The organism is Streptomyces sp. NPDC051677, assembly GCF_044453465.1.
Classification (GTDB): Bacteria; Actinomycetota; Actinomycetes; order Streptomycetales; family Streptomycetaceae; genus Streptomyces.
In genome coordinates this window covers 48673-75385 of record NZ_JBITCT010000022.1, presented here as the reverse complement: position 1 = coordinate 75385, position 26713 = coordinate 48673, and the positions used below count along the sequence as shown (strand labels likewise).

Annotated in this window: 21 protein-coding genes and 2 pseudogenes; 7 read left to right on the top strand and 16 right to left on the bottom strand. The window is 70.7% G+C overall.

Annotated elements, in window-relative coordinates; genetic code table 11:
* Window positions 1-179: 179 nt before the first annotated feature.
* Window positions 180-416 (bottom strand): annotated as a pseudogene (locus ACIBAF_RS25320) (MFS transporter); the annotation flags it as partial.
* Window positions 417-520: 104 nt separating this feature from the next.
* The gene (tnpA, locus tag ACIBAF_RS25315) at window positions 521-949 is read right to left on the bottom strand and encodes an IS200/IS605 family transposase (RefSeq protein ID WP_399465874.1); all 429 of its coding nucleotides are present in this window, start codon (window positions 947-949) and stop codon (window positions 521-523) included.
* A 49-nt stretch (window positions 950-998) separates the two neighbouring features.
* On the opposite strand from tnpA, the gene ACIBAF_RS25310 reads away from it, so the two are divergent.
* The gene (locus ACIBAF_RS25310; RefSeq protein ID WP_399465872.1) at window positions 999-2213 is read left to right on the top strand and encodes an RNA-guided endonuclease InsQ/TnpB family protein; all 1215 of its coding nucleotides are present in this window, start codon (window positions 999-1001) and stop codon (window positions 2211-2213) included.
* A 37-nt stretch (window positions 2214-2250) separates the two neighbouring features.
* Window positions 2251-4053 (top strand): annotated as a pseudogene (locus tag ACIBAF_RS25305) (bifunctional sugar phosphate isomerase/epimerase/4-hydroxyphenylpyruvate dioxygenase family protein); the annotation flags it as partial.
* 19 nt (window positions 4054-4072) lie between these two features.
* Here ACIBAF_RS25305 and ACIBAF_RS25300 read toward each other — a convergent pair.
* The 8 genes from ACIBAF_RS25300 to tkt are packed head-to-tail and all read right to left on the bottom strand — an operon-like array spanning window position 4073 to window position 14426.
* Complete coding sequence (locus ACIBAF_RS25300) at window positions 4073-5515, bottom strand: membrane-associated oxidoreductase (RefSeq protein ID WP_399465871.1); 1443 nt, start codon at window positions 5513-5515, stop codon at window positions 4073-4075.
* 42 nt (window positions 5516-5557) lie between these two features.
* Window positions 5558-6151, bottom strand: a complete 594-nt coding sequence (locus ACIBAF_RS25295) for a histidine phosphatase family protein (RefSeq protein WP_399465870.1) — start codon at window positions 6149-6151, stop codon at window positions 5558-5560.
* Between the two features lie 7 nt (window positions 6152-6158).
* Complete coding sequence (gene gnd, locus ACIBAF_RS25290; protein ID WP_399466008.1) at window positions 6159-7037, bottom strand: phosphogluconate dehydrogenase (NAD(+)-dependent, decarboxylating); 879 nt, start codon at window positions 7035-7037, stop codon at window positions 6159-6161.
* A gap of 18 nt (window positions 7038-7055) precedes the next feature.
* Window positions 7056-8702: a glucose-6-phosphate isomerase gene (pgi, locus tag ACIBAF_RS25285; protein ID WP_399465869.1), complete on the bottom strand. Its 1647-nt coding sequence runs from the start codon at window positions 8700-8702 to the stop codon at window positions 7056-7058.
* Entirely contained in the window at window positions 8695-9630 is a 936-nt protein-coding gene (gene opcA, locus ACIBAF_RS25280) for a glucose-6-phosphate dehydrogenase assembly protein OpcA (RefSeq protein ID WP_079658359.1), read from the bottom strand. Before opcA ends, pgi begins: the two co-directional genes overlap by 8 nt.
* Window positions 9627-11171: a glucose-6-phosphate dehydrogenase gene (gene zwf / locus ACIBAF_RS25275; protein ID WP_399465868.1), complete on the bottom strand. Its 1545-nt coding sequence runs from the start codon at window positions 11169-11171 to the stop codon at window positions 9627-9629. Before zwf ends, opcA begins: the two co-directional genes overlap by 4 nt.
* On the bottom strand, window positions 11171-12313 hold the full coding sequence (gene tal / locus ACIBAF_RS25270; protein ID WP_399465867.1) for a transaldolase: 1143 nt from the start codon (window positions 12311-12313) through the stop codon (window positions 11171-11173). The genes zwf and tal overlap by 1 nt, the downstream gene beginning before the upstream one ends.
* 19 nt (window positions 12314-12332) lie before the next feature.
* Window positions 12333-14426, bottom strand: coding sequence for a transketolase (gene tkt / locus ACIBAF_RS25265; RefSeq protein WP_399465866.1), 2094 nt, complete (start codon window positions 14424-14426; stop codon window positions 12333-12335).
* A gap of 146 nt (window positions 14427-14572) precedes the next feature.
* Here tkt and ACIBAF_RS25260 point away from each other — a divergent pair, with 146 nt between their 5' ends.
* Entirely contained in the window at window positions 14573-15490 is a 918-nt protein-coding gene (locus ACIBAF_RS25260) for a helix-turn-helix domain-containing protein (protein ID WP_399465865.1), read from the top strand.
* Window positions 15491-15593: 103 nt separating this feature from the next.
* Here the strand turns inward: ACIBAF_RS25260 and ACIBAF_RS25255 are convergent, their stop codons facing one another.
* The 4 genes from ACIBAF_RS25255 to ACIBAF_RS25240 form a co-directional block, all read right to left on the bottom strand.
* On the bottom strand, window positions 15594-16988 hold the full coding sequence (locus ACIBAF_RS25255; RefSeq protein ID WP_399465864.1) for a glycoside hydrolase family 16 protein: 1395 nt from the start codon (window positions 16986-16988) through the stop codon (window positions 15594-15596).
* A gap of 200 nt (window positions 16989-17188) precedes the next feature.
* The gene (locus ACIBAF_RS25250) at window positions 17189-17626 is read right to left on the bottom strand and encodes a GNAT family N-acetyltransferase (RefSeq protein WP_399465863.1); all 438 of its coding nucleotides are present in this window, start codon (window positions 17624-17626) and stop codon (window positions 17189-17191) included.
* 52 nt (window positions 17627-17678) lie between these two features.
* On the bottom strand, window positions 17679-18437 hold the full coding sequence (locus tag ACIBAF_RS25245; protein ID WP_399466006.1) for an IclR family transcriptional regulator: 759 nt from the start codon (window positions 18435-18437) through the stop codon (window positions 17679-17681).
* 39 nt (window positions 18438-18476) lie between these two features.
* A complete protein-coding gene (locus ACIBAF_RS25240; RefSeq protein ID WP_399465862.1) occupies window positions 18477-18938 on the bottom strand; it encodes a MarR family winged helix-turn-helix transcriptional regulator in 462 nt (153 codons plus the stop codon).
* A 259-nt stretch (window positions 18939-19197) separates the two neighbouring features.
* On the opposite strand from ACIBAF_RS25240, the gene ACIBAF_RS25235 reads away from it, so the two are divergent.
* Genes ACIBAF_RS25235 through ACIBAF_RS25220 form a run of 4 tightly spaced genes read left to right on the top strand, consistent with a single transcriptional unit; the run spans window position 19198 to window position 23001 of the window.
* Window positions 19198-20115 (top strand): SDR family NAD(P)-dependent oxidoreductase, encoded by a 918-nt coding sequence (locus tag ACIBAF_RS25235; protein WP_399465860.1) that lies wholly within the window; start codon window positions 19198-19200, stop codon window positions 20113-20115.
* 11 nt (window positions 20116-20126) lie between these two features.
* Complete coding sequence (locus ACIBAF_RS25230; protein WP_399466004.1) at window positions 20127-21002, top strand: amidohydrolase family protein; 876 nt, start codon at window positions 20127-20129, stop codon at window positions 21000-21002.
* 12 nt (window positions 21003-21014) lie between these two features.
* Window positions 21015-22520 (top strand): long-chain fatty acid--CoA ligase, encoded by a 1506-nt coding sequence (locus tag ACIBAF_RS25225; RefSeq protein ID WP_399465859.1) that lies wholly within the window; start codon window positions 21015-21017, stop codon window positions 22518-22520.
* A 25-nt stretch (window positions 22521-22545) separates the two neighbouring features.
* On the top strand, window positions 22546-23001 hold the full coding sequence (locus ACIBAF_RS25220; protein ID WP_399465858.1) for a MaoC family dehydratase: 456 nt from the start codon (window positions 22546-22548) through the stop codon (window positions 22999-23001).
* A gap of 128 nt (window positions 23002-23129) precedes the next feature.
* Here the strand turns inward: ACIBAF_RS25220 and ACIBAF_RS25215 are convergent, their stop codons facing one another.
* Both ACIBAF_RS25215 and ACIBAF_RS25210 read right to left on the bottom strand, forming a co-directional pair.
* Window positions 23130-24797, bottom strand: a complete 1668-nt coding sequence (locus ACIBAF_RS25215) for a histidinol-phosphatase (protein WP_399465857.1) — start codon at window positions 24795-24797, stop codon at window positions 23130-23132.
* Between the two features lie 27 nt (window positions 24798-24824).
* Window positions 24825-26681 (bottom strand): LamG-like jellyroll fold domain-containing protein, encoded by a 1857-nt coding sequence (locus ACIBAF_RS25210; protein WP_399465855.1) that lies wholly within the window; start codon window positions 26679-26681, stop codon window positions 24825-24827.
* Between the last annotated feature and the right edge of the window lie 32 nt (window positions 26682-26713).

Here is a 26713-nt window from a genome sequence, read left to right as displayed (position 1 = left end):
GCCGAGCCGCCGAGCCGCCGAGCCGCCGAGCCGCCGAGCCGCCGAGCCGCCGAGCCGCCGAGCCGCCGAGCCGCCGAGCCGCCGAGCCGCCGAGCCCCCGAGCCCCCGGCGCCGTGCAGGCGTCCGGGGGCTCGGGAGGTCAGAGGTGTGGACCATGGGGTCGGGTGTGACCCGCTGAATCAGGCGGTGACCGTTTCCGGCTGTGCCGCCTTGTGTGCGTCCCGTTCGCCCAGCAGTTCCGTGGGGACCTTCGCGGTCTCCCGGGCCGACAGGGCCGCGATCACCGGCGGGACGCACAGCGCCGCCGTGAAGAGGGCCACCGAGGACCAGTCGTCGCCGTCGGGGCCCGCGATCCGCGCGGCGAAGGTGACTGCGAAACCGGCCACGGCGAAGCCGATCTGGGTGCCGATCGCCATGCTTTGATCTTCGCAGGGAATCCCGGCCTTCGGGCCGGGCGGGAGTGCGATCCTCGGCCTGGAGGCGCGCAGCGCCGGAGATCTCTGGGTCTTCGGGGTGACGGTCAGGCCGGTCGCTTCTGGTTCTCGATGTAATCCTTGACGATGCTCAGCGGTGCGCCGCCGCAGGACGCGGCGAAGTAGGACGGGGACCAGAACACCGAGCCCGTCCCGATCCGGCTGATCCGGCCGGTGTACTCCGCCCGCAGATACCGGGAGCTGACGCCCTTGAGGGAGTTGACGAGTTTGGACAGGGCGACTTTCGGCGGGTAGTGCACGAGCAGATGCACGTGGTCGCCTTCGCCGTTGAACTCCCGCAGCTGCGCGCCGAAGCTCTCGCACACGTCCCGCATGATCGCTTCGCAGCGCGTCAGCATGTCGTCGTTGAAGACCTCCCGCCGGTATTTGGTGACGAACACCAAGTGGGCGTGGAGGTTGTGGATGACGTGGTTTCCGCGTCTGATGTCGGGATCTGGTTCCCAGCGTGGTGACATGCGCCAAGTGTAGTAGGGTCGAGCGACCCGACTGGAGGGGGCGGGCTGGATGATCCGTGCGTACAAGTTCCTCCTGCGGCCCACCGTCCGCCAGGAGCAGGCGCTCGCCGAGATGCTGCGCGATCACTGCTCCCTCTACAACGGGGCGTTGCAGGAACGCCGCGACGCCTGGCGGCACGTCTCGAAGACCAGCGTCAAGTACGGGATGCAGTCCGCGCAGCTCAAGGAGATCCGGGCGTTCGACCCGGAGCGTCAGGGCCGCTGGTCGTTCAGTTCACAGCAGGCCACCCTGCGCCGTCTCGACAAGGCGTTCGCCGCGTTCTTCCGCCGGGCCAAGTCCGGCGATGCCCCGGGCTACCCGCGCTTTCGCGGGGCGAACTGGTTCGACACGGTGGACTTCCCCAAGGACGGGGACGGCTGCCGCTGGAACTCCACCCCGCACGACCCCGCAACCCGGGTCCGCTTCCAGGGCGTCGGCCACGTGAAGGTCAACCAGCACCGCCCGGTGCTCGGCCACGTCAAGACCATCTCGGTCAAGCGCGAGGGCCGAAAGTGGTTCGTCGTACTCACCGCCGAACAGGACCGGCCCGAACCGCTGCCCGCAACCGGCTCCGTGGCCGGGATCGATCTGGGCATCGCGAACTTCCTCGCCGACTCGAACGGCGCCTTCGTGCCCAACCCGCGCCACGGCCGTCGTGCGGCCGCGAAACTCGAGGCGGCGCAGCAGGCCCTGTCCCGCTTCCCGCGCCGCAAGGCCAAAGACCGCACCGCCAACCACCGGCGCGCGGTGGAGAAGGTGGCCCAGCTCCACGGCAAGGTCCGGCGTCAGCGGCTCGACCACGCACACAAGACCGCGCTGAGTCTGGTCCGCGCACACGACTTCATCGCGCACGAAGACCTCAAGATCCGCAACATGAACAAGGCCCCCGCGCCGAAACCCGACCCCGCCCAGGCAGGCGCGTTCCTGCCCAACGGGGCCGCCGCGAAGGCCGGACTCAACAAGTCGATCAACGATGCCGGATGGGGGGTGTTCCTGACGATCCTGCACGCCAAGGCTGAAAGCGCCGGACGGGAAGTGATCGCAGTGGACCCCCGCAACACCTCCCGGACCTGCCCCGAATGCGGGCACACCGCGAAGGAGAACCGGCCCACACAGGAAAGGTTCCACTGCGTCTCATGCGGCCACACCGCGCACGCCGACACGGTGGGAGCTACCAACGTTCTACGGGCCGGGCTGGTCCGTCGCTACGCCAACCCGGCGTAACGAGAAGCCCCCGGCTTCAGCCGGGGGAGGAGTCACAGCAACCGTTTCCCTCAGCGGATCCCTCACCGAGAAGCTCACGGCCGCCGCCCGGGCCGGTTTCGACGGCGTGGAGATCTTCGAGAACGACCTGCTCGCCAGCCCCGTCGCCGCGCAGGAGATCCGCGCCCGCTGCGCCGACCTCGGCCTGACCATCGACCTCTACCAGCCGATGCGGGACATCGAGGCCGTGCCCGACGAGGAGTTCGCCCGCAACCTGCGCCGCGCCCGGCACAAGTTCGAGCTGATGGGCAGGCTCGGCGCGGACACCGTCCTGGTCTGCTCCAGCGTCTCCCCGCTCGCCGCGGACGACGACGCCCTCGCCGCCGAGCAACTGAGCCGACTGGCCGACATGGCCCAGGACTTCGGCGTCCGCGTCGCCTACGAGGCGCTCGCCTGGGGACGGCACGTCAGCACGTACGACCACGCCTGGCACATCGTCGAGACGGCCGGTCATCCGGCGCTCGGCACCTGCCTGGACAGCTTCCACATCCTCTCCCGGGGCTGCGATCCGAAGGGCGTCGAGGACATCCCCGGCGAGAAGATCTTCTTCCTCCAACTGGCCGACGCCCCGCTGCTCGGCATGGACGTCCTGCAGTGGAGCCGGCACCACCGCTGCTTCCCCGGCCAGGGCGGGTTCGACGTCGCCGGGCTGGTGAGACACGTCCTGCGCACCGGTTACGACGGTCCGCTCTCCCTGGAGGTCTTCAACGACGTCTTCCGGCAGGCCGAGGCCGGCCCCACCGCTGTCGACGCCCGCCGCTCCCTGCTCCTGCTGCAGGAGGAGCTCGGTCTCGCCGACCTGCCCTCCCCGGCCGCCCCGACCGGCGTCGCCTTCGCCGAACTCGTCACCCGCGACGCCGAACCCGTCGCCGCTCTCCTCGGCGGGCTCGGCTTCGCCCGCACCGCCCGCCATCGCGGCAAACCGGTCGAGCTGTGGGAGCAGGGCGAGGCCCGCATCCTGGTCAACACCGGCCCGGCCGCCCTCGCCCACTCCGGGCCTCGCTCGAGCGGGGGAACCCTCGTCCACGGCGCCACCGTCGCCGCGATCGGCCTGGAGTCACCGGACCCGGCCGCCGCCGCCCGCCGCGCCGAGGCCCTCCTCGCCCCCGTGCTGCCCCGCCGCCGCGCCGCCGAGGACGCGCCGCTCGACGCCGTCGCCGCCCCCGACGGCACCGAGCTCTTCCTGTGCGCGACGAACCGGCCCGAACTGCCCGACTGGCGAGCCGACTTCGAGGACGTACCGCACAGCCCCGCCCCCTTCGCCGACCTCCGCATCGACCACGTGGCGCTCACCCAGCCCTGGCACCGCTTCGACGAGGCGGTCCTCTTCCACCGCGGTGTCCTCGGCCTCGACGCCCAGGAGAGCGTCGACGTCGCCGACCCCTACGGGCTGCTGCGCAGCCGCGCCGTCACCAACGCCGACGGCAGCGTCCGCTTCCCGCTCACCGTCGGCGCCGCCCCCGGCGACGGCACCGCGCAGGCCCGGCACATCGCGCTGGCCACCGACGACGTGGTCGCCGCGGCCCGCCGCCTCACCGAGGCCGGCGGCCGCCTGCTGCGCATCCCCGCGAACTACTACGACGACCTCGCGGCCCGCTACGCGTTCGCCGACGGCGAGCTGGAGGCCTACCGCGACCTCGGCATCCTCTACGACCGGGACGAGCACGGCGTCTTCCGGCACTGCTACACGCACACGGTCGGCCGCGTCTTCTTCGAACTCGTCCAGCGCGACGGCGGCTACCAGGGCTACGGCGCCGCGGGCGCGCCGGTGCGGCTGGCCGCGCAGCACGTCGCGCGCTGAAGCTGCTGAACCACTGAAGCTACTGCCGGCTGACCGTCCTGGTCACACCGGCGACGACCGTCGTGGCGAGGATCCAGCCGGTGACGATGAGGACGTAGGACAGCGTCTGGTACCAGCCGGTCGGCGCGAACGCGCCCTCCTGCCCGAAGGAGATCACCGGCAGCAGCAGGTCGAGGGTGTAGAAGACCGGGTTGAAGTGGGGCGCCTCGCCCGCCTTGAGCGCGGGCGGGTGGTGTCCCGCGTACGCGATCGAGCCGACGGCCAGCAGCGACAGCAGCCAGACGGCCGCGCGCAGCGGGCGGAAGCCGTAGCCGACGGCTCCGTCCTGGAGCCGCCCCCATACCTTGCCGTACCAGGGGAGCGTGGAACGGCGGCGGCGCTGCTTGGCGAGCTGCACGAGCCGGGCGGCCTGGTCGTCGCCGATGCGCCGGTACGCGGCGGTGAGCTGTTCGTATGCGTGCGGGTCGAACCCCTCGCCGTCGCGCTCCAGCATCGGCAGCCGGCGTTCGGCGGGCTCATGCGGGGTGAGGAACGTGTAGGTGAGGTCGAGGAGGCGGACCTGCTGGGGGAGCATCTCCGGCTCCACGTCGAGCTGGTTGATCTCGGCGCGCCGCAGGTTCAGCATGCCCTCGATCGGGGCGCCCCGGCGCAGCCACAACTCGCCGATCACGCAGCTGCCGGCCCGCAGGGCGGTGGCGCCGGGATTGGACAGGCGGGCGTCCAGCAGATCCACCCGGCCGGGGACGCGCGCGCCGCGCAGGTCGATGCGGCCCTGGGCGCGCAGCCGCCGGGCGAGCAGATTGGTGCCGACGTCGAGGGCCTCGGCCTGGAGGACGTTGGCGCCGGGGTTGGTGAGCTGAGCGTCCTCCAGATCGAGCGTGCCGGCGATGGTGGCGCCGTCGAGCCGGATCATGCCGTGCGTGCGCAGGCCTCGGGCACAGAGGTCGTCGTCGATGGCGACCTGGTTGAGCTGGAGCACCGGTTGGGCGGGGTCTGCCGCGGTGATCTCCGCCTGGTCCACGAACAGCGCCCCGGAGATCTGTGCTCCGCCGAGGCGCACCGGGCCGCCGATACGGCAGCGCGTCAGCCGCAGGCTGCCGTCGATCCGGGTCCGTGCCGCCGCGAGACCGGGCAGCACCGAGTCGCGCAGGTTGAAGTAGTTGAGCTGGGCGCCGGAGAGGCGGGGGACCTCCTCGAAGCGGCAGTACATCATGCGCACGACGCTGTCGATGGAGGCGTACCGCAGATCCAGCGGGCCGGTGATCAGCGCTCCCAGGATCTTGAGCGCCGCGATCTCCCCCGCCTCCCGTGGCCCGTTGAGGAGCAGCGCCCGCAACACGGCAGCGCGGACGGTCCGTTCGGGGCCGTCCTCCTCGCCGTGCCCGCGCAGGTCCACGGTCGCCCCTGTGGCGAAGGCCCGCCACAGTCGCTGTTCGGCCGGTGTCAGATCGTTGATCTCCATCAGCCGCGACTCTGGCGGGCCTTGTCGAGCGGTGTCAACCGGCTATGCGCGTATGTTCCATTCGGCGATCACGGGCCGCCCGTGCTCGGTCGACAGCCGGCTGATCGTGCCCGTGGCCAGCTGGAACAACCGGCCCTCGGCGGGCGGGAGTCCGAGCCGACGGGCCGTCAGGACGCGCAGGAAGTGGCCGTGTGCGACCAGCACGGCGTCACCGCCGCAGTTCTGCAGCGCCGCGTCCACCCGGGCCAGCACCCGGTCGGCGCGACGCCCGATCTCCTCGGGCGACTCGCCGGGATGCCCGTCGGGGCCGGGCGGCACGCCGTCGGTCCACAGGTCCCAGGTGGGACGGGAGCGATGGATCTCGACGGTGGTGACGCCCTCGTAGGCGCCGTAGTCCCATTCGTGCAGGTCGGGTTCGGGTACGGCCGCGGAGACGCCCGCGAGCTCGGCGGTGCGGGCCGCCCGGTGCAGCGGGCTGGTCAGGGCGAGGCAGAAGGGCCGGCCGGTCAGGAGCGGGGCGAGGGACTTGGCCTGTTCCTCGCCGTGTTCGGTGAGGGGCAGGTCGGTCCAGCTGGTGTGCTGTCCCGACATGCTCCACTCCGTCTCCCCGTGGCGGACCAGCAGCAGATCCCCCACGGCGGGCCTACTTCGCCGACTCGACGGCGTGGCCGCCGAACTGGTTGCGCAGCGCGGCGATCATCTTCATCTGCGGCGAGTCCTCCTGACGGGACGCGAACCGCGCGAAGAGGGACGCCGTGATGGCGGGCAACGGCACGGCGTTGTCGATGGCGGCCTCGACCGTCCACCGCCCCTCGCCGGAGTCCTCCGCGTAGCCGCGCAGCTTGTCCAGGTGCACGTCCTCGTCGAGAGCGTTGACGGCCAGGTCGAGCAGCCAGGAACGGATGACCGTGCCCTCCTGCCAGGACCTGAAGACCTCGCGCACGTTCTCCACGGAGTCGACCTTCTCCAGCAGCTCCCAGCCCTCGGCGTAGGCCTGCATCATGGCGTACTCGATGCCGTTGTGGACCATCTTCGAGAAGTGCCCGGCGCCGACCCGGCCCGCGTGGACATAGCCGTACGGACCCTCGGGCTTGAGCGCGTCGAAGATCGGCTGGAGCCGGTCGACGTGCTCCTTCTCGCCGCCGACCATCAGGGCGTAGCCGTTCTGCAGGCCCCAGACGCCGCCGGAGACGCCGGCGTCGACGAATCCGATGCCCTTGGCGCCGAGCTCCTCGGCGTGCTTCTCGTCGTCCGTCCAGCGGGAGTTGCCGCCGTCGACGACGGTGTCGCCGGGCTGCAGCAGGTCGGCGAGTTCGTCGATGACGGACTGGGTGGCCGCGCCGGCCGGGACCATCACCCAGACGGTGCGCGGGCCTTCGAGCTTGCCGACGAGTTCGGCGAGGTCCTTGACGTCGGAGACCTCGGGGTTGCGGTCGTAGCCGACGACGGTGTGGCCGGCGCGGCGGATGCGCTCGCGCATGTTGCCGCCCATCTTGCCCAGACCGATGAGGCCCAGCTGCATCGATGTCATGTCAGTTCTCTACTTCCTGAGTTCGCGGTAGGCGGCGACGAGAGCGGCGGTGGACGGATCGAGGCCGGGGACCTCGGCGCCCTGGGTGAGGGCGGGTTCGACGCGCTTGGCGAGGACCTTGCCGAGCTCCACGCCCCACTGGTCGAAGGAGTCGATGTCCCACACCGCGCCCTGCACGAACACCTTGTGCTCGTAGAGGGCGATGAGCTGGCCGAGGACCGACGGGGTCAGTTCGGGGCTGAGGATCGTGGTCGTGGGGTGGTTGCCCTGGAAGGTGCGGTGCGCGACCTGTTCCTCCGCGACGCCCTCCGCCCGGACCTCCTCGGCGGTCTTGCCGAAGGCGAGCGCCTGCCCCTGCGCGAACAGGTTGGCCATCAACAGGTCGTGCTGCGTCGCGAGTTCGTCACTCAGCTCGCCGACCGGGCGGGCGAACCCGATCAGGTCGGCGGGGATGAGCTTCGTGCCCTGGTGGATCAACTGGTAGTAGGCGTGCTGCCCGTTGGTGCCCGGGGTGCCCCACACCACCGGCCCGGTCTGCCACTGCACGGGCCGGCCCTCGCGGTCCACCGACTTGCCGTTGGACTCCATGTCGAGCTGCTGGAGATAGGCGGTGAACTTCGACAGGTAGTGGCTGTAGGGCAGTACGGCATGCGACTGCGCGTCGAAGAAGTTGCCGTACCAGATGCCCAACAGGCCCAGGATCAGCGGGGCGTTGGACTCTGCCGGGGCGGTGCGGAAGTGGTCGTCGACGATCCTGAACCCGTCGAGCAGCTCCCGGAAGTTCGCCGGGCCGATCGCCAGCATCAGCGACAGGCCGATCGCCGAGTCGAAGGAGTACCGGCCGCCGACCCAGTCCCAGAACTCGAACATGTTGTCCACGTCGATGCCGAAGCCGGCGACCTTCTCGGCGTTCGTGGACAGCGCGACGAAGTGCTTCGCGACCGCCTTCTCGTCGCCCCCGAGGCCCTTGAGCAGCCAGGAGCGGGCCGAGGTGGCGTTGGTGATCGTCTCGATCGTGGTGAAGGTCTTGGAGGCGACGATGAACAGCGTCTCCGCGGGGTCCAGGTCCCGGACCGCCTCGTGCAGGTCGGCGCCGTCGACGTTCGACACGAAACGGAACGTCAACTCCCGCGCCGTGTACGCCCGCAGCGCCTCGTACGCCATCGCGGGACCCAGGTCGGAGCCGCCGATGCCGATGTTGACGACGTTGCGGATCGGGCGGCCGGTGTGTCCGGTCCACTCGCCGGAGCGGACGCGCTCGGCGAAGCCGCTCATCCGGTCCAGCACGGCGTGCACCTGGGGGACGACGTTCTCGCCGTCGACCTCGACGACCGTGCCGGAGGGGGCGCGCAGCGCGGTGTGCAGGACCGCGCGGTCCTCGGTGAGGTTGATCCGCTCGCCGCGGAACATGGCGTCGCGCAGCCCGAACACGTCGGTGGCGGCGGCGAGTTCGTGCAGAAGGGCGAGCGTCTCGTCGGTGACCAGGTTCTTGGAGTAGTCGATGCGCAGGTCGCCGACGCGGACCACGTAGCGCTCCGCGCGCCCCGGGTCCGCCGCGAACAGCTCCCGCAGGTGCGCCTGCCACCGGGCGCGGTGGTCCTCCAGGGCGGCCCACTCGGGCCGCCGGTCGAGCCGGGAGGAGGGGGTGTCAGACATGGGAAGGGGTCTCCTTGGCGGCCTCGCCCCGCAGGGCGACGGCGTACATCTCGTCCGCGTCGAGGCGTCGAAGTTCCTCGGCGATGAGTTCGGAGGTGGCGCGGACCTTCAGGGCGAGGGTGCGCGAGGGCTGGCCGGGCAGGGTGAGCGTGGCCAGGGGGCCCTCGGGGCGGTCGATGACGATGTCGCCGTCCGCGGTGCCCAGGCGCACGGCGGTGACGACCGGTCCGGCGGTGACGACGCGGTCGATCGTGACGTTCAGCCGCGCCTCCAGCCAGCGGGCCAGCAGCTCCGCGGCGGGGTTGTCCGCCTCGGCTTCCACGGCCCCCGAGACGATCGGCACGCGGGCCTGGTCCAGGGCCGCCGCCAGCATCGAGCGCCACGGCGTGAGCCGGGTCCAGGCGAGGTCGGTGTCGCCGGGGGCGTAGGAGCGCGTCCGGGCCTCCAGTGCGGACAGGGGGTTCTCGACGGCGTAGAGGTCGGTGATCCGGCGCTGCGCGAGCGCGCCCAGCGGGTCCTTGGCGGGGTTCTCCGGCGCGTCCACCGGCCACCACACGACGACCGGCGCGTCCGGCAGCAGCAGGGGCAGGACGACGGAGTCGGCGTGCTCGGACACCTCGCCGTACGTCCGCAGGACGACCGTCTCGCCGGTGCCGGCGTCGGCGCCCACCCGGACCTCGGCGTCCAGCCGCGAGGCCGTACGGTCGCGCGGGGTGCGGGCGTGCCGCTTGATGACGACCAGGGTGCGCGCCGGGTGCTCGTGCGACGCCTCCTCGGCCGCCTTGATCGAGTCGTAGGCGTTCTCCTCGTCCGTGACGATCACCATCGTCAGGACCATGCCCACGGCCGGTGTGCCGATGGCGCGGCGACCCTGCACCAGCGCCTTGTTGATCTTGCTTGCCGTGGTGTCGGTCAGGTCGATCTTCATGGCCTGCGCCAGCTCCGTCCGTCTCGTGCGAGCATCTCGTCGGCTTCCTCGGGTCCCCAGCTGCCCGAGGCGTACTGTGCGGGCCTGCCGTGCCGCGCCCAGTTCTCCTCGATCGGGTCGAGGATCTTCCAGGACTCTTCCACTTCCTGGTGGCGTGGGAACAGGTTGGCGTCGCCGAGCAGCACGTCCAGGATGAGGCGCTCGTACGCCTCCGGGCTGGACTCCGTGAAGGACTCGCCGTAGGCGAAGTCCATCGTGACGTCCCGGATCTCCATGGAGGTGCCCGGCACCTTGGAGCCGAACCGCACGGTGATGCCCTCGTCGGGCTGGACGCGGATGACGATGGCGTTCTGCCCGAGCTCCTCGGTGGCCGTGGAGTCGAAGGGGGAGTGCGGGGCGCGCTGGAAGACCACCGCGATCTCGGTGACCCGGCGGCCGAGCCGCTTGCCGGTGCGCAGGTAGAACGGCACGCCCGCCCAGCGGCGGTTGTCGACGTTCAGCTTGACGGCGGCGTACGTGTCCGTCGTGGAGGCCGGGTCGATGCCGTCCTCCTCCAGGTAGCCGGGCACCTTCGCGCCGCCCTGCCAGGCGGCCGCGTACTGCGCCCGCACGGTGTGCCGGCCGAGGTCCTCGGGCAGCTTCACCGCCTTCAGCACCTTCAGCTTCTCGGTGAGCAGCGAGGCCGCGTCGAAGGAGGCGGGCTCCTCCATCGCGGTGAGCGCCATGAGCTGCAGGAGGTGGTTCTGGATGACGTCACGGGCCGAGCCGATGCCGTCGTAGTAGCCGGCCCGGCCGCCGATGCCGATGTCCTCGGCCATCGTGATCTGGATGTGGTCGACGTACGACCGGTTCCAGATCGGCTCGAACATCGTGTTGGCGAACCGCAGCGCCAGGATGTTCTGGACGGTCTCCTTGCCCAGGTAGTGGTCGATGCGGAAGACCTGGTCGGGTTCGAACACGTCGTGGACGACCGCGTTGAGCTCCTGGGCGCTGGCCAGGTCGTGCCCGAACGGCTTTTCGATGACGGCCCGCCGCCAGGACCCTTCCCGAGCCTTCGCCAGCCCGTGCTTCTTGAGCTGCTCGACGACCTTGGGGAAGAACTTCGGCGGCACCGAGAGGTAGAAGGCGAAGTTGCCGCCCGTGCCGCGGGAGGAGTCCAGCTCGTCGACGGCCGTCTTGAGCTGCTTGAACGCGGTGTCGTCGTCGAAGTCGCCGGGGATGAACCGCATGCCCTCGGCGAGCTGCTGCCAGACCTCCTCGCGGAACGGGGTCCGCGCGTGCTCACGCACCGCGTCGTGGACGACCTGCGCGAAGTCCTGGTCCTCCCAGTCGCGGCGGGCGAAGCCCACGAGGGAGAAGCCCGGCGGAAGCAGACCGCGGTTGGCGAGGTCGTACACCGCCGGCATCAGCTTCTTGCGGGACAGGTCGCCGGTCACGCCGAAGATGACGAGGCCGGAGGGGCCCGCGACGTTGGGGAGGCGTCGGTCGCGGGGATCCCTCAGTGGGTTCTCCCAGTCCGCGCCGAGCGTACCGGTACTCATTACGCGTCAACTCCCTTGCTCATCAGCGACTTCGTGACCGCGTCCAGAAGGTCCTGCCACGCCGCCGCGAACTTGGCGACGCCCTCGTCCTCCAACCGGGTGACGACCTCGTCGTAGGAGATGCCGAGCGCCTCGACGGCGGCGAGGTCGGCACGGGCCTGCGGGTAGCCGCCGGTCACCGTGTCGCCGGTGATGTCGCCGTGGTCGGCGGTGGCGTTCAGCGTCGCCTCGGGCATGGTGTTGACCGTGCCCGGTGCGACGAGATCGTCCACATACAGCGTGTCCTTGTATGCAGGATCCTTCACCCCGGTGGACGCCCACAACGGACGCTGCTTGTTCGCCTTCGCCCCGGCGAGCGCGGTCCAGCGGTCGCCTACGAAGACGTCTTCGTAGGCCTCGTAGGCCAGCCGCGCGTTGGCGAGCGCCGCCTTCCCCTTCAGCGCGAGGGCCTCGTCCGTGCCGAGGACGGTGAGCCGCTTGTCGATCTCGGAGTCGACACGGGAGACGAAGAAGGAGGCGACGGAGTGGATGGCGGCCAGGTCCAGGCCTCTGGCCTGCGCCTTCTCCAGGCCTGCCAGATAGGCGTCCATGACCTCGCGGTAGCGCTCCAGCGAGAAGATCAGCGTGACGTTGACGCTGATGCCGAGGCCGATGACCTCGGTGATCGCCGGCAGGCCCGCCTTCGTCGCCGGGATCTTGATCATGACGTTGGGGCGGTCGACCAGCCAGGCGAGCTGCTTGGCCTCGGCGACGGTGGCCGCCGTGTCGTGGGCCAGACGGGGGTCGACCTCGATGGAGACCCGACCGTCGACACCGTGCGATGCGCTGTACACGGACTGCAGGATGTCGGCTGCGGCACGCACGTCGGCCGTCGTCATCATCCGTACGGCCTCGTCGACCGTGACGCCCCGCACCGCCAGGTCGGCGAGCTGCTCCTCGTAACCTTCGCCGGAGCCGATGGCGGCCTGGAAGATGGACGGGTTGGTGGTGACGCCGACGACGTTCCTCGTCGCGACGAGTTCGGCGAGGTTGCCGGAGGCGATCCGGGTGCGCGACAGGTCGTCCAGCCAGATGGAGACGCCCTCGTCGGAGAGGCGCTTGAGTGCTCCCGCGGTCGCGGTCGCTTCGTTCACTGTGATCATCTTCTTTCTGGCGGTCGGATCAACCACGCGCGGCGGCGAGGCCCGTTTCTGAATCGAGCACAGCCCGCGCCGCCGCGGCGACGTTCTCGGCGGTGAAGCCGTACGCGGCGAACAGGGTCCTGGCATCGGCGGAGGCGCCGAAGTGCTCCAGCGAGACGATGCGTCCCGCGTCGCCCACGAACCGGTGCCAGGTGAGGCCGATGCCGGCCTCGACCGCGACCCGGGCCTTCACCGACGGCGGAAGCACCCGGTCGCGGTACTCGCGCGGCTGTTCCTCGAACCACTCCACGGACGGCATCGACACCACGCGGGCGCCGATCCCCTCGTGCTCAAGCGCCTCGCGCGCGGCGACGGCGAGCTGCACCTCGGAGCCGGTGGCGATGAGGAGGACGTCCGGTACCTCGGAAGAGGAGTCCTGGAGCACGTAACCGCCCTTCGCAGCATCGGAGTTGGGCGTGTACGTCGGGACGCCCTGGCGGGTGAGGGCCAGCCCGTGCGGGGCCGGGTGGGTGGCGTGCCGCTTGAGGATCTCGGCCCAGGCGATCGCCGTCTCGTTGGCGTCGGCGGGGCGGACGACGTTCAGGCCCGGGATGGCGCGCAGCGACGCGAGGTGCTCGACCGGCTGGTGGGTGGGACCGTCCTCGCCGAGGCCGACGGAGTCGTGCGTCCACACGTACGTCACCGGCAGTTGCATCAGCGCCGACATCCGCACGGCGTTGCGCATGTAGTCGGAGAACACCAGGAACGTGCCGCCGTAGACACGGGTGTTGCCGTGCAGCGCGATGCCGTTCATCTCCGCGGCCATCGAGAACTCGCGGATCCCGAAGTGGACGGTACGGCCGTACGGGTCGGCCTCGGGCAGCGGGTTGCCCTTCGGCAGGAAGGAGGACGTCTTGTCGATGGTGGTGTTGTTGGAGCCGGCCAGGTCGGCGGAGCCGCCCCACAGCTCGGGGAGGACCGCGCCGAGCGACTGAAGCACCTTGCCGGACGCGGCGCGGGTGGCGACGGACTTGCCGGGCTCGAACACCGGCAGTGCGTCCTCCCAGCCCTCGGGGAGCTGACCGGCGACGACCCGGTCGAACAGCTGGGCGCGCTCCGGGTTGGCGGCGCGCCACTCGGCCAGCCGCTTGTCCCAGGCCGCGTGGGCCTCGGCGCCGCGGTCCAGGGCGGCGCGGGTGTGGGCGAGGACCTTGTCGGTCACCTCGAAGGACTGCTCCGGGTCGAAGCCGAGGACGCGCTTGGTGGCGGCGACCTCGTCCGCGCCGAGGGCGGAGCCGTGGGAGGCCTCGGTGTTCCGGGCGTTCGGGGCGGGCCAGGCGATGATCGTGCGCAGCGAGATGATCGAGGGACGCCCCGTCTCGGCCTGGGCGGTCTTCAGGGCCGCGTAGAGGGCGGAAACGTCGATGTCCCCGCTTTCTGTGGGCTCCACACGCTGGGTGTGCCAGCCGTAGGCCTCGTACCGCCCCAGCACGTCCTCGGAGAACGCGGTCGCGGTGTCGCCCTCGATGGAGATGTGGTTGTCGTCGTAGACGAAGACCAGGTTGCCGAGCTTCTGGTGGCCGGCCAGCGAGGAGGCCTCGGCGGAGACGCCCTCCTCCAGGTCGCCGTCGGAGACGATCGCCCAGATCGTGTGGTCGAAGGGCGAGTCGCCCTCGGGGGCGTCCGGGTCGAACAGACCGCGCTCGTAGCGGGCGGCCATCGCCATGCCGACGGCGTTGGCGACGCCCTGGCCGAGCGGGCCGGTGGTGGTCTCGACGCCCGCGGTGTGCCCGTACTCGGGGTGACCCGGCGTCTTCGAGCCGTGCGTCCGGAAGCTCCTGAGGTCGTCCAGCTCCAGTTCGTAGCCGGACAGGAAGAGCTGGGTGTAGAGCGTCAGCGAGGTGTGTCCGGGGGACAGAACGAAGCGGTCGCGGCCGGTCCACTCGGGGTCCGCCGGATCGTGCCGCATCACCTTCTGAAAGATCGTGTACGCGACCGGGGCCAGGCTCATGGCCGTGCCGGGGTGGCCGTTGCCCACCCGTTGCACGGCGTCGGCCGCCAGGAGACGCGCGGTGTCGACGGCACGCCGGTCGATGTCGGTCCACTCGAAGCTGTTCGGTGTCTGCGTGCTCATCTTCAAGAAGTCCTCGATGGGAGCGGGTCAGCTGCTCTGATGCGTTCAAACTTAAAAGTCTGACTTTTACGGGGAAAGGTCGCCGTGTGTCAGCCTGTGGTGAAAGTGGGACACGGATGGCGTGACCGGGACGGCGCGAGAAGGACATGGTGGACAGAACCATCCAAGGCGGAGACGGTGACGGCGGCGTTGACGGGATCAGAACGTTCCCCTTCCCGGTCGAGCAGAGCGTCGGCGGCGTCGGCATGCAGGTGGGCCCCATGGGCGCCGGGCGCACCTGGCACGCGGGCGACGCGCCGCTGGACCGCGTGCACCGCATCGACTTCCACGTCGTGATGCTCTTCGACGACGGCCCCGTCCGCCACATGATCGACTTCGCCGAGTACGAGGCGACGGCCGGCGACGTGCTGTGGATCCGCCCGGGCCAGGTCCACCGTTTCTCGAAGTCCAGCGGGTACCGCGGAACGGTCCTGACCATGCAGCCCGGTTTTCTGCCCCGCGCCACCGTCGAGGCCACCGGCCTGTACCGCTACGACCTGCCGCCGCTGCTGCACCCGGAGGAACGGGAGCTCGCGGGCCTGCGCGCGGCCCTGACGTACCTGCAGGGGGAGTACGACGACGGCGGCGCCGACGGTACTCTGCCCGTCAGTCTGCACACGGCGGTGCTGCGGCACTCGCTGACCGCGTTCCTGCTGCGGCTGGCGCACCTCGCGGCGAGCGGCGCGGAGGCGGCGCGCCGCCAGGCCGACACCACCTTCACGCTCTTCAGGGACGCCGTCGAGAAGGACTTCGCCACCAACCACAGCGTCAGCGCCTATGCCGACGCCCTCGGCTACTCCCGCCGCACCCTGGTGCGCGCGGTCCGCTCGGCCACCGGCGAGACGCCCAAGGGCTTCATCGACAAGCGGGTCGTCCTGGAGGCGAAACGGCTCCTGGCCCACACGGACCTGCCGATCGGCCGGGTCGGCGCGGCCGTGGGCTTCCCCGACCCGGCGAACTTCTCCAAGTTCTTCCAACTGCACACGGGACACACCCCGGTGGCCTTCCGCGTCGAACTGCGCTGACGAGGCCGTGCAGCGGGGGCGGTCGCCGACGCCGGCATGGCGGCGACGCCAGAGGTTGACGTATGCGTGAAGGTCAACCGTCCAGCGTCGCCGGGGGAGTTGCTCAGTGACCGAAGGCGAACCAGTTGACGTTCACGAAGTCCGCCGGCTGGCCGCTGGTGAAGGTCAGATAGACGTCGTGGGTGCCGGTGACGGAGCTGATGTTCGCGGGGATCGTCCGCCAGGTCTGCCAGCCACCGGTGTTGGCCACCGAGAAGCTGCCGACGGGCGTGGCCGTACGGCTGTCGAGGCGCACCTCGACCAGCCCGCTCACCCCGCCGGCCGCACCGCTCGCGACCCGCGCGTTGAACTGGGTCGCCGCCGTGGAACCGAAGGTGACGCCCTTGAACAGCGCCCAGTCGCCGTTCGCGAGGGAGCCGATGTCCTGGCCGCCGCCGGTGTCGGTCGTGGTCTCGGTGGCCGTGCCCGACTGGCTGTCATAGGACTCGGCCTGGATCGTGCCGTAGGCGTCCCGGCCGCCGGACGGCGGCGGGGTGCTGGTCCCGCCGCCGCTGCCCGCGGCCTGGAGCACCTGCACGTAGTCCACCACCATCGGGTGGCCAGGCTCGGTCGCGCCGTCCAGGCCGCCGCCGAAGGCGTCCGGGAACGCGCCGCCCATCGCGACGTTCAGGATGACGAAGTAGCCGTGGTTGGTGGCGTTGGTCCAGGTCGTCGCGTCCACCTGGTTCGCGGTGACCGTGTGGTAGTTGACGCCGTCGACGTAGAAGCGGATCGCCTCCGGAGCCACCGAGCGGTCCCACTCCATCGCGTAGGTGTGGAAACCGGACTGGCAGGTGGTGTTCGGACACGCGACGGAGTTGCCGATGCCGGTGGTCTCGTTGCACGGGCCGCCCGGGTTGGTGCCGCAGTGCATCGTCGCCCACACCTTGTTCAGGCCCTGGACGTTCTCCATGATGTCCAGCTCGCCGACGCCCGGCCAGTTCTGGTAGTTGCCCCGGTACGGCGCGCCGAGCGTCCAGAACGCGGGCCAGTAGCCCTCGGCGGCGGTGCCGGTCACGTTGGGCATCTGCAGTCGGGCCTCGACCCGCAGCTTGCCGCCGGACGGCGGCTGGAAGTCGGTGCGCTTGGTCTCGATGCGGCCCGACGTCCAGTTGCCGGCCGAGTCGCGCAGCGGGGTGATGCGCAGGTTGCCGTTGCCGTCGAGCGAGACGTTGTTGGTGCTGTCGGTCATCGTCTCGACCTCGCCGGTGCCCCAGTTGGCCGGCCCGCCGGGATACGAAGTCCCGGTGCTGTACTGCCAGTTGGAGGTGTTGACGCCGGTGCCGGCCGCCCCGGTGAAGTCGTCGAGGAAGACCTGCGTCCAGCCGGACGGGGGCGTGGGCGCGGAGGCGTTCGCGGGCAGGGTGACGGCCGCCGCCGCTGCGGCCGCCAGCCCGAGCGTGCTGAGCACGGCGACGAGCGCGCGTCGCCGTCTGGGTATGCCGGAGGTTGCACTCATGGGGGTGCCTCTCGGGTACGGGGGGAGGTGCGCGGGTGACTTCGAGAGCGCTCTCAGAGCAGTCTGAGAGCGCTCTCAAAGTGGGCCCAATGTGCTCTCCGTCCCGGAGGCCGTCAAGACTTAAAACAAGGAAAGTCCTTTCACCGCAGGGAAGTTCACGCTTTGAACCGCCCAAACCCGCCTACAGCCGTGGGCGAAAGTCACGTGAGCGGGTAGTCGTAGCGGATGAACCCGTTGAAGCCCGCCACCTTGTCGTACAGGGCGCGGGCGGTGGTGTTGCCCTCCTGGGTGCTCCAGTACAGACGGACGGCGCCCCGCTCGCGTGCCGCCTCGGCGACCCGCTCGATCAGCGCCCGGGCCACGCCCCGGCCGCGCGCCGCCTCGTCGACGTAGAGGTCCTGGAGATAGCAGCTGTCCGCCGTCCAGGCCGTGGCGTGGAACAGGTAGTGCGCGATGCCCACCAGCTTCCCGTCGGCCCGGGCGCCGAGGGCGTGCACCTCGCCGCCGTCGCGCAGCCGTCGCCACATCGCCTCGTACCCTTCGTCGGGCACGTCCGTGCGGTAGAACTTCTTGTAGCCGCGCGCCAGCACTTCCCAGGCGGCGCGATCTTCCGGGCCCGGTGAACCGATCTCGATCATGGGTGGGCATTCTCGCCGGGAGAACCCGCGGCCGCCAGTCCCGACGGCCGGCTCACCCGGGCCGGCCCTCCGGCTGCCAGCCCAGGGCCCGCGAGATCCCGCGCGCCGCGAGCCGCACCGCAGGCGCCAGCACCGGGACGGCCGCGTCTGCGTGCGGCACGACGACCGACACGGCCGCCACCACCGCGCCGCCCGGACCGCGTACCGGAGCGGCCACCGACAGGGCGTCCTCGGTGACCTGACGGCTGCTCACCGCAACGCCCGTGCGCCGTACTTCGGCCAGCATCCGGCGCAACTGGCCCGGATCTGTGACGGTGTGTGCCGTGTAGGACGCCAATGGCCGGGCGCAGTAGGCCTCTTGGAGTTCCAGATCGGCGTGCGCGAGCAGCGCGAGCCCGACGCCGGTGACGTGCAGCGGCCAGCGGGCGCCCACCCGGATGTGCACGCCGACCGCCGAACGCCCCGACAGCCACTCGGTGTAGACGACCTCGGACCCGTCCCGCACCGCCAACTGCACGTTCTCGTGCGTGGCTTCGTACAGGTCCTCCAGGTAGGGCAGCGCGACCTGACGCAGCACCAGACCGCGCGGGGCCAGCGCCGCGATCTCCCACAGCCGCAGCCCCACGTGGTACACGCCGGACGCGTCCCGCTCCAGGGCGCCCCATTCCGTCAGCGCGCCCACCAGTCGGTGCGCGGTGGTGAGGGTGAGTCCGGCGCGGCGGCTGATGTCGGTCAGCGACAGCGCGGCATGCGTGTGGTCGAAGGCGGCGAGCACGGCCAGCAGCCGGTCCGGCGCGGAACGGGAGGTCATGGCGAGGGCGCCCCGGTCCATCAGCTCCTCCTCACTGCGTCAGGCGAGTCCGTCCCCGGCGATCCGCAGCAGCAGCGTGTGCAGGGCGTCGCGGTCGGCGGGGTCGAGGGGGTCCAGCAGTTCGTTCGTCACCCGCAGGCCCGCCTCGTCGGTGCCGCGCAGGAAGGCGCGGCCGTCCTCGGTGAGGACGACGATCCGGCTGCGGCGGTCGTCCGGGGCCGGGCGGCGCTCGGCGAAGCCCAGCCGCTCCAGGTCGTCGACCAGGCCGACGATCGCGCTGGGGTCGTAGCCGAGCCGGGTGCTGAGCTCGCGCTGGAGGGCGCCCTCGGCGGTGGCGAGGAAGCGCAGCACCGCGTAGTGGCGCAGGCGCAGCCCCGACTCCTGGAGGAACGTGTTGAACAACTGACCCGAGCGCAGCCCCAGGCGGTAGAGCAGATAGCCGGTGTCCGCGTGCAGCTCGCGCATCCACGGCTCGTCCGCGTCGATCGGGGCGGCGTTCACTGCGTTGTCCTGGCGGGCGATGGCGGGCTCCCTGGGCTCGGTCCCCTTCCGGGGGCGGTTCGTCGTGTTCCGGGGGTGTTCCGGGGGTGGTTCGTCGTACTGATTCCAGCATGACGCACCCCATAGGTCGACAACAACTATTGACGACAACAATTATTGCTCTTAGCTTCGATCTCGAAGTCGCACTCCATGCGACGCGAAGCCGCACCCCACGCGAACCCATGTGCACGCATGTGCACCCATGTGAAGGGACACCGTCGTGCCCAGCATCGATCTCACCGGCAAGGTCGCCGTCGTCACCGGCAGCGGCCGGGGCCTCGGCCTCGCCTATGCGCACGCCCTCGCCGCCCACGGCGCCGCCGTGGTCGTCAACGACGTCGACGAGGCGGTCGCAGAGCAGGCCGTGAAGTCCATCGTCGAGGCCGGCGGCAGGGCCGTCGCCGAGGTCGTCCCGGTCGGCACGACCGAGGCCGCCGAGCGGCTGGTGAACCGGGCCGTGGAGGAGTTCGGGCGGCTCGACGTCCTGGTCACCAACGCGGGCATCCTGCGCGACAAGGTGCTGTGGAAGATGACCGACGATGACTTCGACGCGGTGATCGCCACCCACCTCAAGGGCACGTTCACCTGCGCCCGCGCCGCCGCCGTGCGGATGCGCGAGCAGGGCGAGGGCGGCACGCTGATCCTGGTCGGCTCCCCGGCCGGCCAGCGCGGCAACTTCGGTCAGACGAACTACGCCGCCGCCAAGGCCGGCATCGCCGCGTTCGCCCGCACCTGGTCCATGGAACTGGGCCGCGCGAGCATCACCGTCAACGCGATCGTGCCGGTCGCCGCCACCGCGATGACCGAGACCATCCCCGCCTTCGCCCCCTACGTCGAGGCGCTGAAGAACGGCGAGCCGTTCCCGGACTTCCTGCGCAAGGGCGAGGGCTTCGGCACCCCCGAGGACTGCGCGGCCCTCGTGCCCTTCCTGGCCTCCGAGGCCGCCCGGTCCATCACCGGCCAGGCCATCGGCATCGGCGGCGACAAGGTGGCACTCTGGTCGCATCCGCAGGAGATCCGCGCGGCCTACGCCGACGGCGGCTGGACCCCCGAGACCCTGGCCGACGTCTTCCCCGCCTCGGTCGGCGCCGAGCTGCAGAGCGTCGGCATCCCCGCCCCGAAGTTCCCGGAGGCCTGACCATGGCGACCATCGACGTCGAGGAACTCGTCGCGATCGACGTCCACACCCACGCGGAGGTGTCCTCCAAGGGCCACTCCTCGCTCGACGACGATCTGCACGACGCCTCCTCCGCCTACTTCAAGGTGGAGGGCAAGCGGAAGCCGACCCTGGAGGAGACGGCCGCCTACTACCGGGAGCGGAAGATGGCCGCCGTGATCTTCACGGTGGACGCCGAGTCCGCGACCGGCACCGCGCCCGTCCCGAACGAGGAGGTCGCCGAGGCCGCCGCCGCCAACGCGGACGTCCTCATCCCGTTCGCCTCCATCGACCCCTTCCGCGGCAAGGCGGGCGTGCGGCAGGCCCGCCGCCTGGTCGAGGAGTACGGGGTGAAGGGCTTCAAGTTCCACCCCAGCATCCAGGGCTTCTTCCCCAACGACCGCTCGGTCGCGTACGACCTCTACGAGGTGATCGAGGAGACCGGGACCATCGCGCTGTTCCACACCGGCCAGACCGGCATCGGGGCCGGCGTGCCGGGCGGCGGCGGGATCCGGCTGAAGTACTCCAACCCGCTGCACGTGGACGACGTCGCCGCCGACTTCCCGCATCTCAAGATCATCCTGGCGCATCCGTCCTTCCCCTGGCAGGACGAGGCCCTGGCCGTCGCCACCCACAAGCCGGGCGTGCACATCGACCTGTCCGGCTGGTCGCCGAAGTACTTCCCGCCGCAGCTCGTGCAGTACGCCAACACGCTGCTGAAGGACAAGGTCCTCTTCGGCTCCGACTTCCCCGTCCTCACCCCCGACCGCTGGCTCGCCGACTTCGACAAGCTGACGATCAAGGACGAGGTGAAGCCGAAGATCCTCAAGGAGAACGCCGCCCGGCTCCTCGGGCTGACCACACCGTAAGGGGCGTGGAAGATGCGCAACGAGGGACTGGGGTCGTGGCCCGCACGCCGGGCCCGTAAGACCCCGCACCGCACCGCCCTGGTCCACGGTGAGGAGTCGACGGACTATCGCACGCTGTACGCACGCACCAGGCGCCTGGCCCACGCCCTGCGCGCCCGGGGCGTGCGGCGCGGCGACCGCATCGCCTACCTCGGCCCGAACCACCCCTCCTACCTGGAGACCCTGTTCGCCGCCGGAACCCTCGGCGCGGTGTTCGTCCCCCTGAACACCCGCCTCGCCGGCCCCGAGATCGCCTACCAGCTCGCCGACTCCGGCGCCAAGGCCCTCGTCTACGGCCCCACGCACGCCGGCCTGGTCGCCGGACTGCCCGGGAACACGGACGTGCGGACCTACGTCGAGGTCGGCGCCGAATACGAGGAGGCGCTCGCCGCCGCCTCCGACGAGCCGATCGACACACCGGTCACCCCCGACGACACCTGCATCATCATGTACACCTCGGGCACGACCGGCCGCCCCAAGGGCGCCATGCTCACCCACGGCAACCTCACCTGGAACGCGATCAACGTCCTCGTCGACAGCGACCTGATCGCCGACGAACGCGCCCTGGTCTCCGCGCCGTTGTTCCACACGGCCGGCCTGAACATGCTGACCCTGCCGGTGCTCCTCAAGGGCGGCTGCTGCGTCCTGGTCGAGGCCTTCGACCCGGACGCCACCTTCGACCTGATCGCACGGCACCGGATCACCTTCATGTTCGGGGTGCCGACGATGTTCGAACAGGTGGCCCGGCACCCGCGCTGGGCGGACGCCGATCTGTCCTCCCTGCGGATCCTGACCTGCGGCGGCTCCCCGGTGTCGACGCCGCTGATCGCCGCCTACCAGGAACGCGGACTCACCTTCCTGCAGGGCTACGGCATGACCGAGGCCTCACCCGGGACGCTGTTCCTGGACGCCGAGCACTCGATCAGCAAGGCGGGCTCGGCCGGCGTCCCGCACTTCTTCAGCGACGTACGCGTCCTGCGCCCCGACCTCAGCCCGGTCGACGTCGGCGAGACCGGCGAGGTCGTCGTCCGCGGGCCGCACGTCATGCCCGGCTACTGGGGACTGCCCGAGGAGACGGCCGCCTCCTTCGCCGACGGCTGGTTCCGCAGCGGGGACGCGGCCCGGGTCGACGAAGACGGCTATGTGCACATCGTCGACCGCATCAAGGACATGATCATCTCGGGTGGGGAGAACATCTACCCCGCCGAGATCGAGGACCTGCTCCTCGCCCACCCCGACATCGTCGAGTGCGCGGTCATCGGCGTGTCCGACGACAAGTGGGGCGAGGTGCCGCGCGCGGTCGTCGTGCCCCGCGAGGGCGCTTCGCTGGATCCCGACGAGGTGCTCGCGTCTCTGGCGGGGCGGCTCGCCAAGTACAAGGTCCCCAAGTCGGTGGTGATCGCGGACGAACTTCCGCGCACGGCCTCCGGCAAGCTCCTCAAAGCCCGGGTGCGCACGCGCTACGGCTCCACCTCCTGAACAACTCCCTTGTGAGGAACAGCATATGAGCATCACCGTCAACGGCCTGGACGAGCTGAAGAAGCTGGCCGGCAGCGACCTGGGCACCAGTGAGTGGATCGAGGTCACCCAGGAGCGCATCGACACGTTCGCCGACGCGACCGGGGACCACCAGTGGATCCACGTGGACCCCGAGCGGGCCGCCGCCGGACCCTTCGGGGCGCCGATCGCCCACGGTTACCTGACTCTTTCTCTCTTCATCCCGCTGTTCACCGAGCTGCTGGACGTCCAGGGCGTCACGACCAAGGTCAACTACGGGCTGAACAAGGTCCGCTTCCCCTCGCCGGTGAAGGTCGGCTCGCGGATTCGGCTGGTCGGGAAGCTGACCGAGGTCGAGGACGTGCCGGGCGGGGTGCAGATCACCGTCGACGGGGCGATCGAGATCGAGGGCGGCGCGAAGCCTGCGGCGGTGCTGCAGAGTCTGTCGCGTTTCTACGCGTGAGGCTGCGCCGCTTCAGCCGTTCAGCGCCGTAGGGGCTTGTGCCGTGGGGAGACTGCGGACCGGTTGTGGCTGGTCGCGCAGTTCCCCGCGCCCCTTAAAACAGCTCCCCGCGCCCCTTTTGGGGCGCTTCAGCTGACGACGTCGACGAAGATCGGGTTGGCGTAGAACCAGGTGTCGGCCCACGGGTCGCCGTTGCCCGGCTCGTGGGGGATCGGGCCGTGGGGGTCCACGGAAGCACCCAGGTAACCGGTTCCGTTCCGGTTGCCGTCGCTGCCGCGCAGGCGGACGTAGAAGGACTCCTCGCCCACGGTGAGCGGGACGCGCAGGGTGTACGTGCCCTTGCGGCCGCTCACCTCCGTCGTGTGGGCGACCTTCGTGTCGGGCGCCTGCCACGTGTCGCGGTCGGACACCGTGCCGCGCACCGCGCCCCGGACCACGTCCAGGTGCGCCAACTCCGGCAGGATTCCCTGGGGGTTGGGCCGGGAAGCGGTGGTGACGGTGATGTTCAGGGTCAGCTTCTCGCCCCTGCGGACCCGCAGCCGGCCGCCGAGCGTGACGCCCCGGCCGCTGCTGTGCTCCCGGCGCAGCCGGACCTCGAGCCCGTCGAGCAGATGCCCGTGGTCGAGCCAGACGCGGCCCTCGCGCAGCCCCGTCATCACCGCCCGGTAGCCGTACCGGGTGACGCCCACGTGGGTGCGGCTGAACTGGCCCGGCCAGAAGTCGCTGCCCGGCTGGGGGGTGTCGGTGTTCACCGGGTCGGGCAGCCTGCCGGTGTTGTCGAAGTTCTGCCCGGCCGGCCAGTCGCCGTTCTTCCAGGTGTCGAAGACGGTGCGGTGGTTGTCGGAGTTGGTGGTGATCGAGAACAGCCGGCCTTCGGCCAGCATCGAGTCCCACAGACCGCCGACGGTCGCCGTCGCCCAGTCGAAGCCGCCGTACGTGAGGTAGGCGTCCGCCGGGTAGCCCGCCCAGGACTGCGCGGACGGCTTGTTCTCGTACTCGCCGCGGATGGACGTGCTGCCGCGCCAGCCGGGGAGTGCCGCGCCCTGAGCGCCGGGCGCGCCCTCCATGCCGATCATGATCTCGGGCGCCGCGTCGCGCCAGCCCCGCATCTCGTGCGGGGAGTCGATGCCGAGACGCAGCGGGTGGTTGGCCAGGACGAGGACGTCGTCGACGTAGCCCGAACGGCGCTGCTCGGCCAGCCACTTGATCGCCTTGACGGCGTGCGCCTCGTTGCGGGCGGTGTCGGCCGCGCCGGCGGAGCCCTCGGTGTACCCGAGCAGCTTGCCGTCGTAGGCGAGCTCGAACTGCGTGAGCAGGTCGACCTCGTGCGGGCCGGGCGCGGCGAACACCGTGCAGTGCTCGGCGGCCGGGATGTACCACTCCAGGCCCTGGAAGATCAGCTGCCGCGGGTTCTCGGCGCGGGCCTTGAGGATCTCCTGGTGCTCCATGGCGGCGCCGTAGTGGGCGTGCCCGAAGTTGGAGTGCTCGTTGAAGACCATCCAGTCGAGCCCGTACCGGGCGGCGGCCCGTGCCTGCTGGGAGAAGGTGTACTTCGCGTCGTGGCTGTACACGGAGTGCACGTGGTGGTCGCCGACGAGGTAGGCGAGACGCGGGTCCTCGCCGCCGTAGCCCTGGCCGGCGGCGGCGGCGGCCGGGGCAGCCGCCCCGCCCAGGGCGAACGCTGCGCCGAACAGTCCGGCGCGGCGAAGGAGTTGACGTCTCGACACGCCTTGGGCGTCGAGAGCTGTGGGGGAGACGGAGGGGTCGGCCCAGACGGGCAGTTGCTGCTCGGTCATGATTCTTCGGTGTCCTCTTCGAGGGCGTCAGTGGTTCATGAAGGAGGTCACGGGCAGCGCCCGATCGACGATGCGCACGTCGCCCAGGCGGCCGTGCAGGATCTGGTCGATCCTGCCTCCGTACTCGTAGCCGCCGAGCAGCCAGGGCAGCCCGACGGAGGCGATGCCGACGGACGTCGCCTTCGGGTTGCGCACGACCGGGCAGCCCTCGACGTACAGCGTGGTGTGCCGGCCGTCGTTGACGACCGCGAGGTGCCACCAGGTCTCCAGCGGCGTCTCCTGCCCCCAGTTGGTGGCGATGCCCTCCTGGTTCAGCGGGCGCATCGCCCACTGCGGTTCCCGGTCGTTGGAGAGGGAGAGGGTGGCCAGCGGCTCGTCGGGGTCGTCGCCGGTCTTGCCCGCCGCCCCGCCCGTCCCCGTCCGGCTGACCAGTCCCGACCATGCGTGGTGCGAAGGGTCCCAGTCGGCCGGAAGGCGGTAGAACGCCTCGATGGTGTAACCGGACTTGAACGTGGCCGAGTTGAGCGGCGCGCCGTCGACCGTGCGCAGGTACGCCCCCTTCAGCGGGGACTTGAATCCCTGGAACTCCAGGCTGCCGTGCCCGGGTTGGTCGGGGTGGTGGTCGGACGACCAGCCGAGCGTGCCGCCGCCGACCGCGACGACGGTGAGGTCGTTGCCGCGGCCGGACAGGTCACGGACCGCGCCGGACACGGTCGTGGCGTCGGCGTGCCCGTCGAAGCGCCAGTAGGCGACCGTGCCCGGGACGACGACCTTGGAGGCGGGACGCGCGGCCCGGGCCGGCACGGGGGCGAAGCCGGAGAAGCGCTCGGTGAAGTCGATGTCGACGGAGAACCGGTCGGCGTCGCCGCTCAGTTCGATCTCCTGCCGCTCCAGCTCGTTGAGCCCCTTCGCGGCCCGGCCCAGGATCCACGGGGAGACGGTCTCCACGTCGATGACGTTGCGGTCGAGGTCGAAGCGGTAGAGGCGGATCATCGCCGCACCGCCGAAGTAACGGTTCTGATAGTTCGTCAGGTGCAGGTGGACGTCATGTCCCGCCGCGTTCTTGCGCGTCGCCCGGCCGGCCGGCCAGTAGTGCCCGTTGAGGGTGAGGAAGATCTGGTCGTGGTCCTCGATCAGCCGGTCCCACAGCTGCTGCCCGTACGCCGAGAGGGAGTCGTCCTCGACCACCAGTTCGTGCGTGGTCAGGACGACCGGAGTCTTCGGGTGCTTGGCGAGCACGTCGGCGGCCCAGGCGTAGCCCTGGTCCGACAGCCGCCAGTCCAGCGCCAGCACCATCCACTCCCGGCCCGCCGCCCGGAACAGGTGGTACGTGTTGTAGCCGTCGGGGGAGGCCCCGCCGAACGTGGACTTCCCCCGGAAGCGCTGGGGACCGAAGGCGTCCAGGTAGGCGGTCGCGCCGCGCTGGTCGGTCGTCGACGACTTCACGTCGTGGTTGCCGGCCAGCACGCTGTAGCCGACCCCGCGCCGGTCGAGCAGCCCGAACGCCTCGCTGATCGCGGTGACTTCGTCCTTCGTCCCGTTCTGGGTGAGGTCGCCCAGGTGGGACAGGAACACGATGTTCTCGTCCTTGCCGTGCTCCAGCAGGTAGCGCAGCGACGCCTCGACCGGCGCCTTGTCGATGCTCGGGCCGTCGAAGAGGTACTGCGTGTCGGGCATGACGGCGAGCGTGAAGCGGCGGCTGTCGGGGTCGGGACGCCAGGTCTCGGCGGAGGCCGCCTCGACGGAGGCGGCCTCGGCGGTGGCCGGCAGGGCGATGCCGGCCGTGGCGGCGGCGCCGAGCAGCGCCGTGGCGCGGAGGAAGCCGCGTCTTCCGGCGCCGGCCTGCGCGGCCTCGCCGCAATCGTGGGCATGCGAAGTACACATGTGTGCTCCGTAGGGAAGTCCGTTGCTGGGAG

Coding starts and splice junctions, on each gene's coding strand:
- ACIBAF_RS25245 (WP_399466006.1), bottom strand. CDS start 18,437: ATGACCTCCCGTTCCGCGCCGGACCGGCTGCTGGCCGTGCTCGCCGCC.
- ACIBAF_RS25300 (WP_399465871.1), bottom strand. CDS start 5,515: ATGGAGATCAACGATCTGACACCGGCCGAACAGCGACTGTGGCGGGCC.
- ACIBAF_RS25255 (WP_399465864.1), bottom strand. CDS start 16,988: ATGAGTGCAACCTCCGGCATACCCAGACGGCGACGCGCGCTCGTCGCC.
- tnpA (WP_399465874.1), bottom strand. CDS start 949: ATGTCACCACGCTGGGAACCAGATCCCGACATCAGACGCGGAAACCAC.
- ACIBAF_RS25220 (WP_399465858.1), top strand. CDS start 22,546: ATGAGCATCACCGTCAACGGCCTGGACGAGCTGAAGAAGCTGGCCGGC.
- ACIBAF_RS25310 (WP_399465872.1), top strand. CDS start 999: ATGATCCGTGCGTACAAGTTCCTCCTGCGGCCCACCGTCCGCCAGGAG.
- ACIBAF_RS25215 (WP_399465857.1), bottom strand. CDS start 24,797: ATGACCGAGCAGCAACTGCCCGTCTGGGCCGACCCCTCCGTCTCCCCC.
- zwf (WP_399465868.1), bottom strand. CDS start 11,171: ATGAGTACCGGTACGCTCGGCGCGGACTGGGAGAACCCACTGAGGGAT.
- ACIBAF_RS25210 (WP_399465855.1), bottom strand. CDS start 26,681: ATGTGTACTTCGCATGCCCACGATTGCGGCGAGGCCGCGCAGGCCGGC.
- ACIBAF_RS25250 (WP_399465863.1), bottom strand. CDS start 17,626: ATGATCGAGATCGGTTCACCGGGCCCGGAAGATCGCGCCGCCTGGGAA.
- tkt (WP_399465866.1), bottom strand. CDS start 14,426: ATGAGCACGCAGACACCGAACAGCTTCGAGTGGACCGACATCGACCGG.
- ACIBAF_RS25225 (WP_399465859.1), top strand. CDS start 21,015: ATGCGCAACGAGGGACTGGGGTCGTGGCCCGCACGCCGGGCCCGTAAG.
- pgi (WP_399465869.1), bottom strand. CDS start 8,702: ATGTCTGACACCCCCTCCTCCCGGCTCGACCGGCGGCCCGAGTGGGCC.
- gnd (WP_399466008.1), bottom strand. CDS start 7,037: ATGCAGCTGGGCCTCATCGGTCTGGGCAAGATGGGCGGCAACATGCGC.
- tal (WP_399465867.1), bottom strand. CDS start 12,313: ATGATCACAGTGAACGAAGCGACCGCGACCGCGGGAGCACTCAAGCGC.
- ACIBAF_RS25260 (WP_399465865.1), top strand. CDS start 14,573: ATGGTGGACAGAACCATCCAAGGCGGAGACGGTGACGGCGGCGTTGAC.
- opcA (WP_079658359.1), bottom strand. CDS start 9,630: ATGAAGATCGACCTGACCGACACCACGGCAAGCAAGATCAACAAGGCG.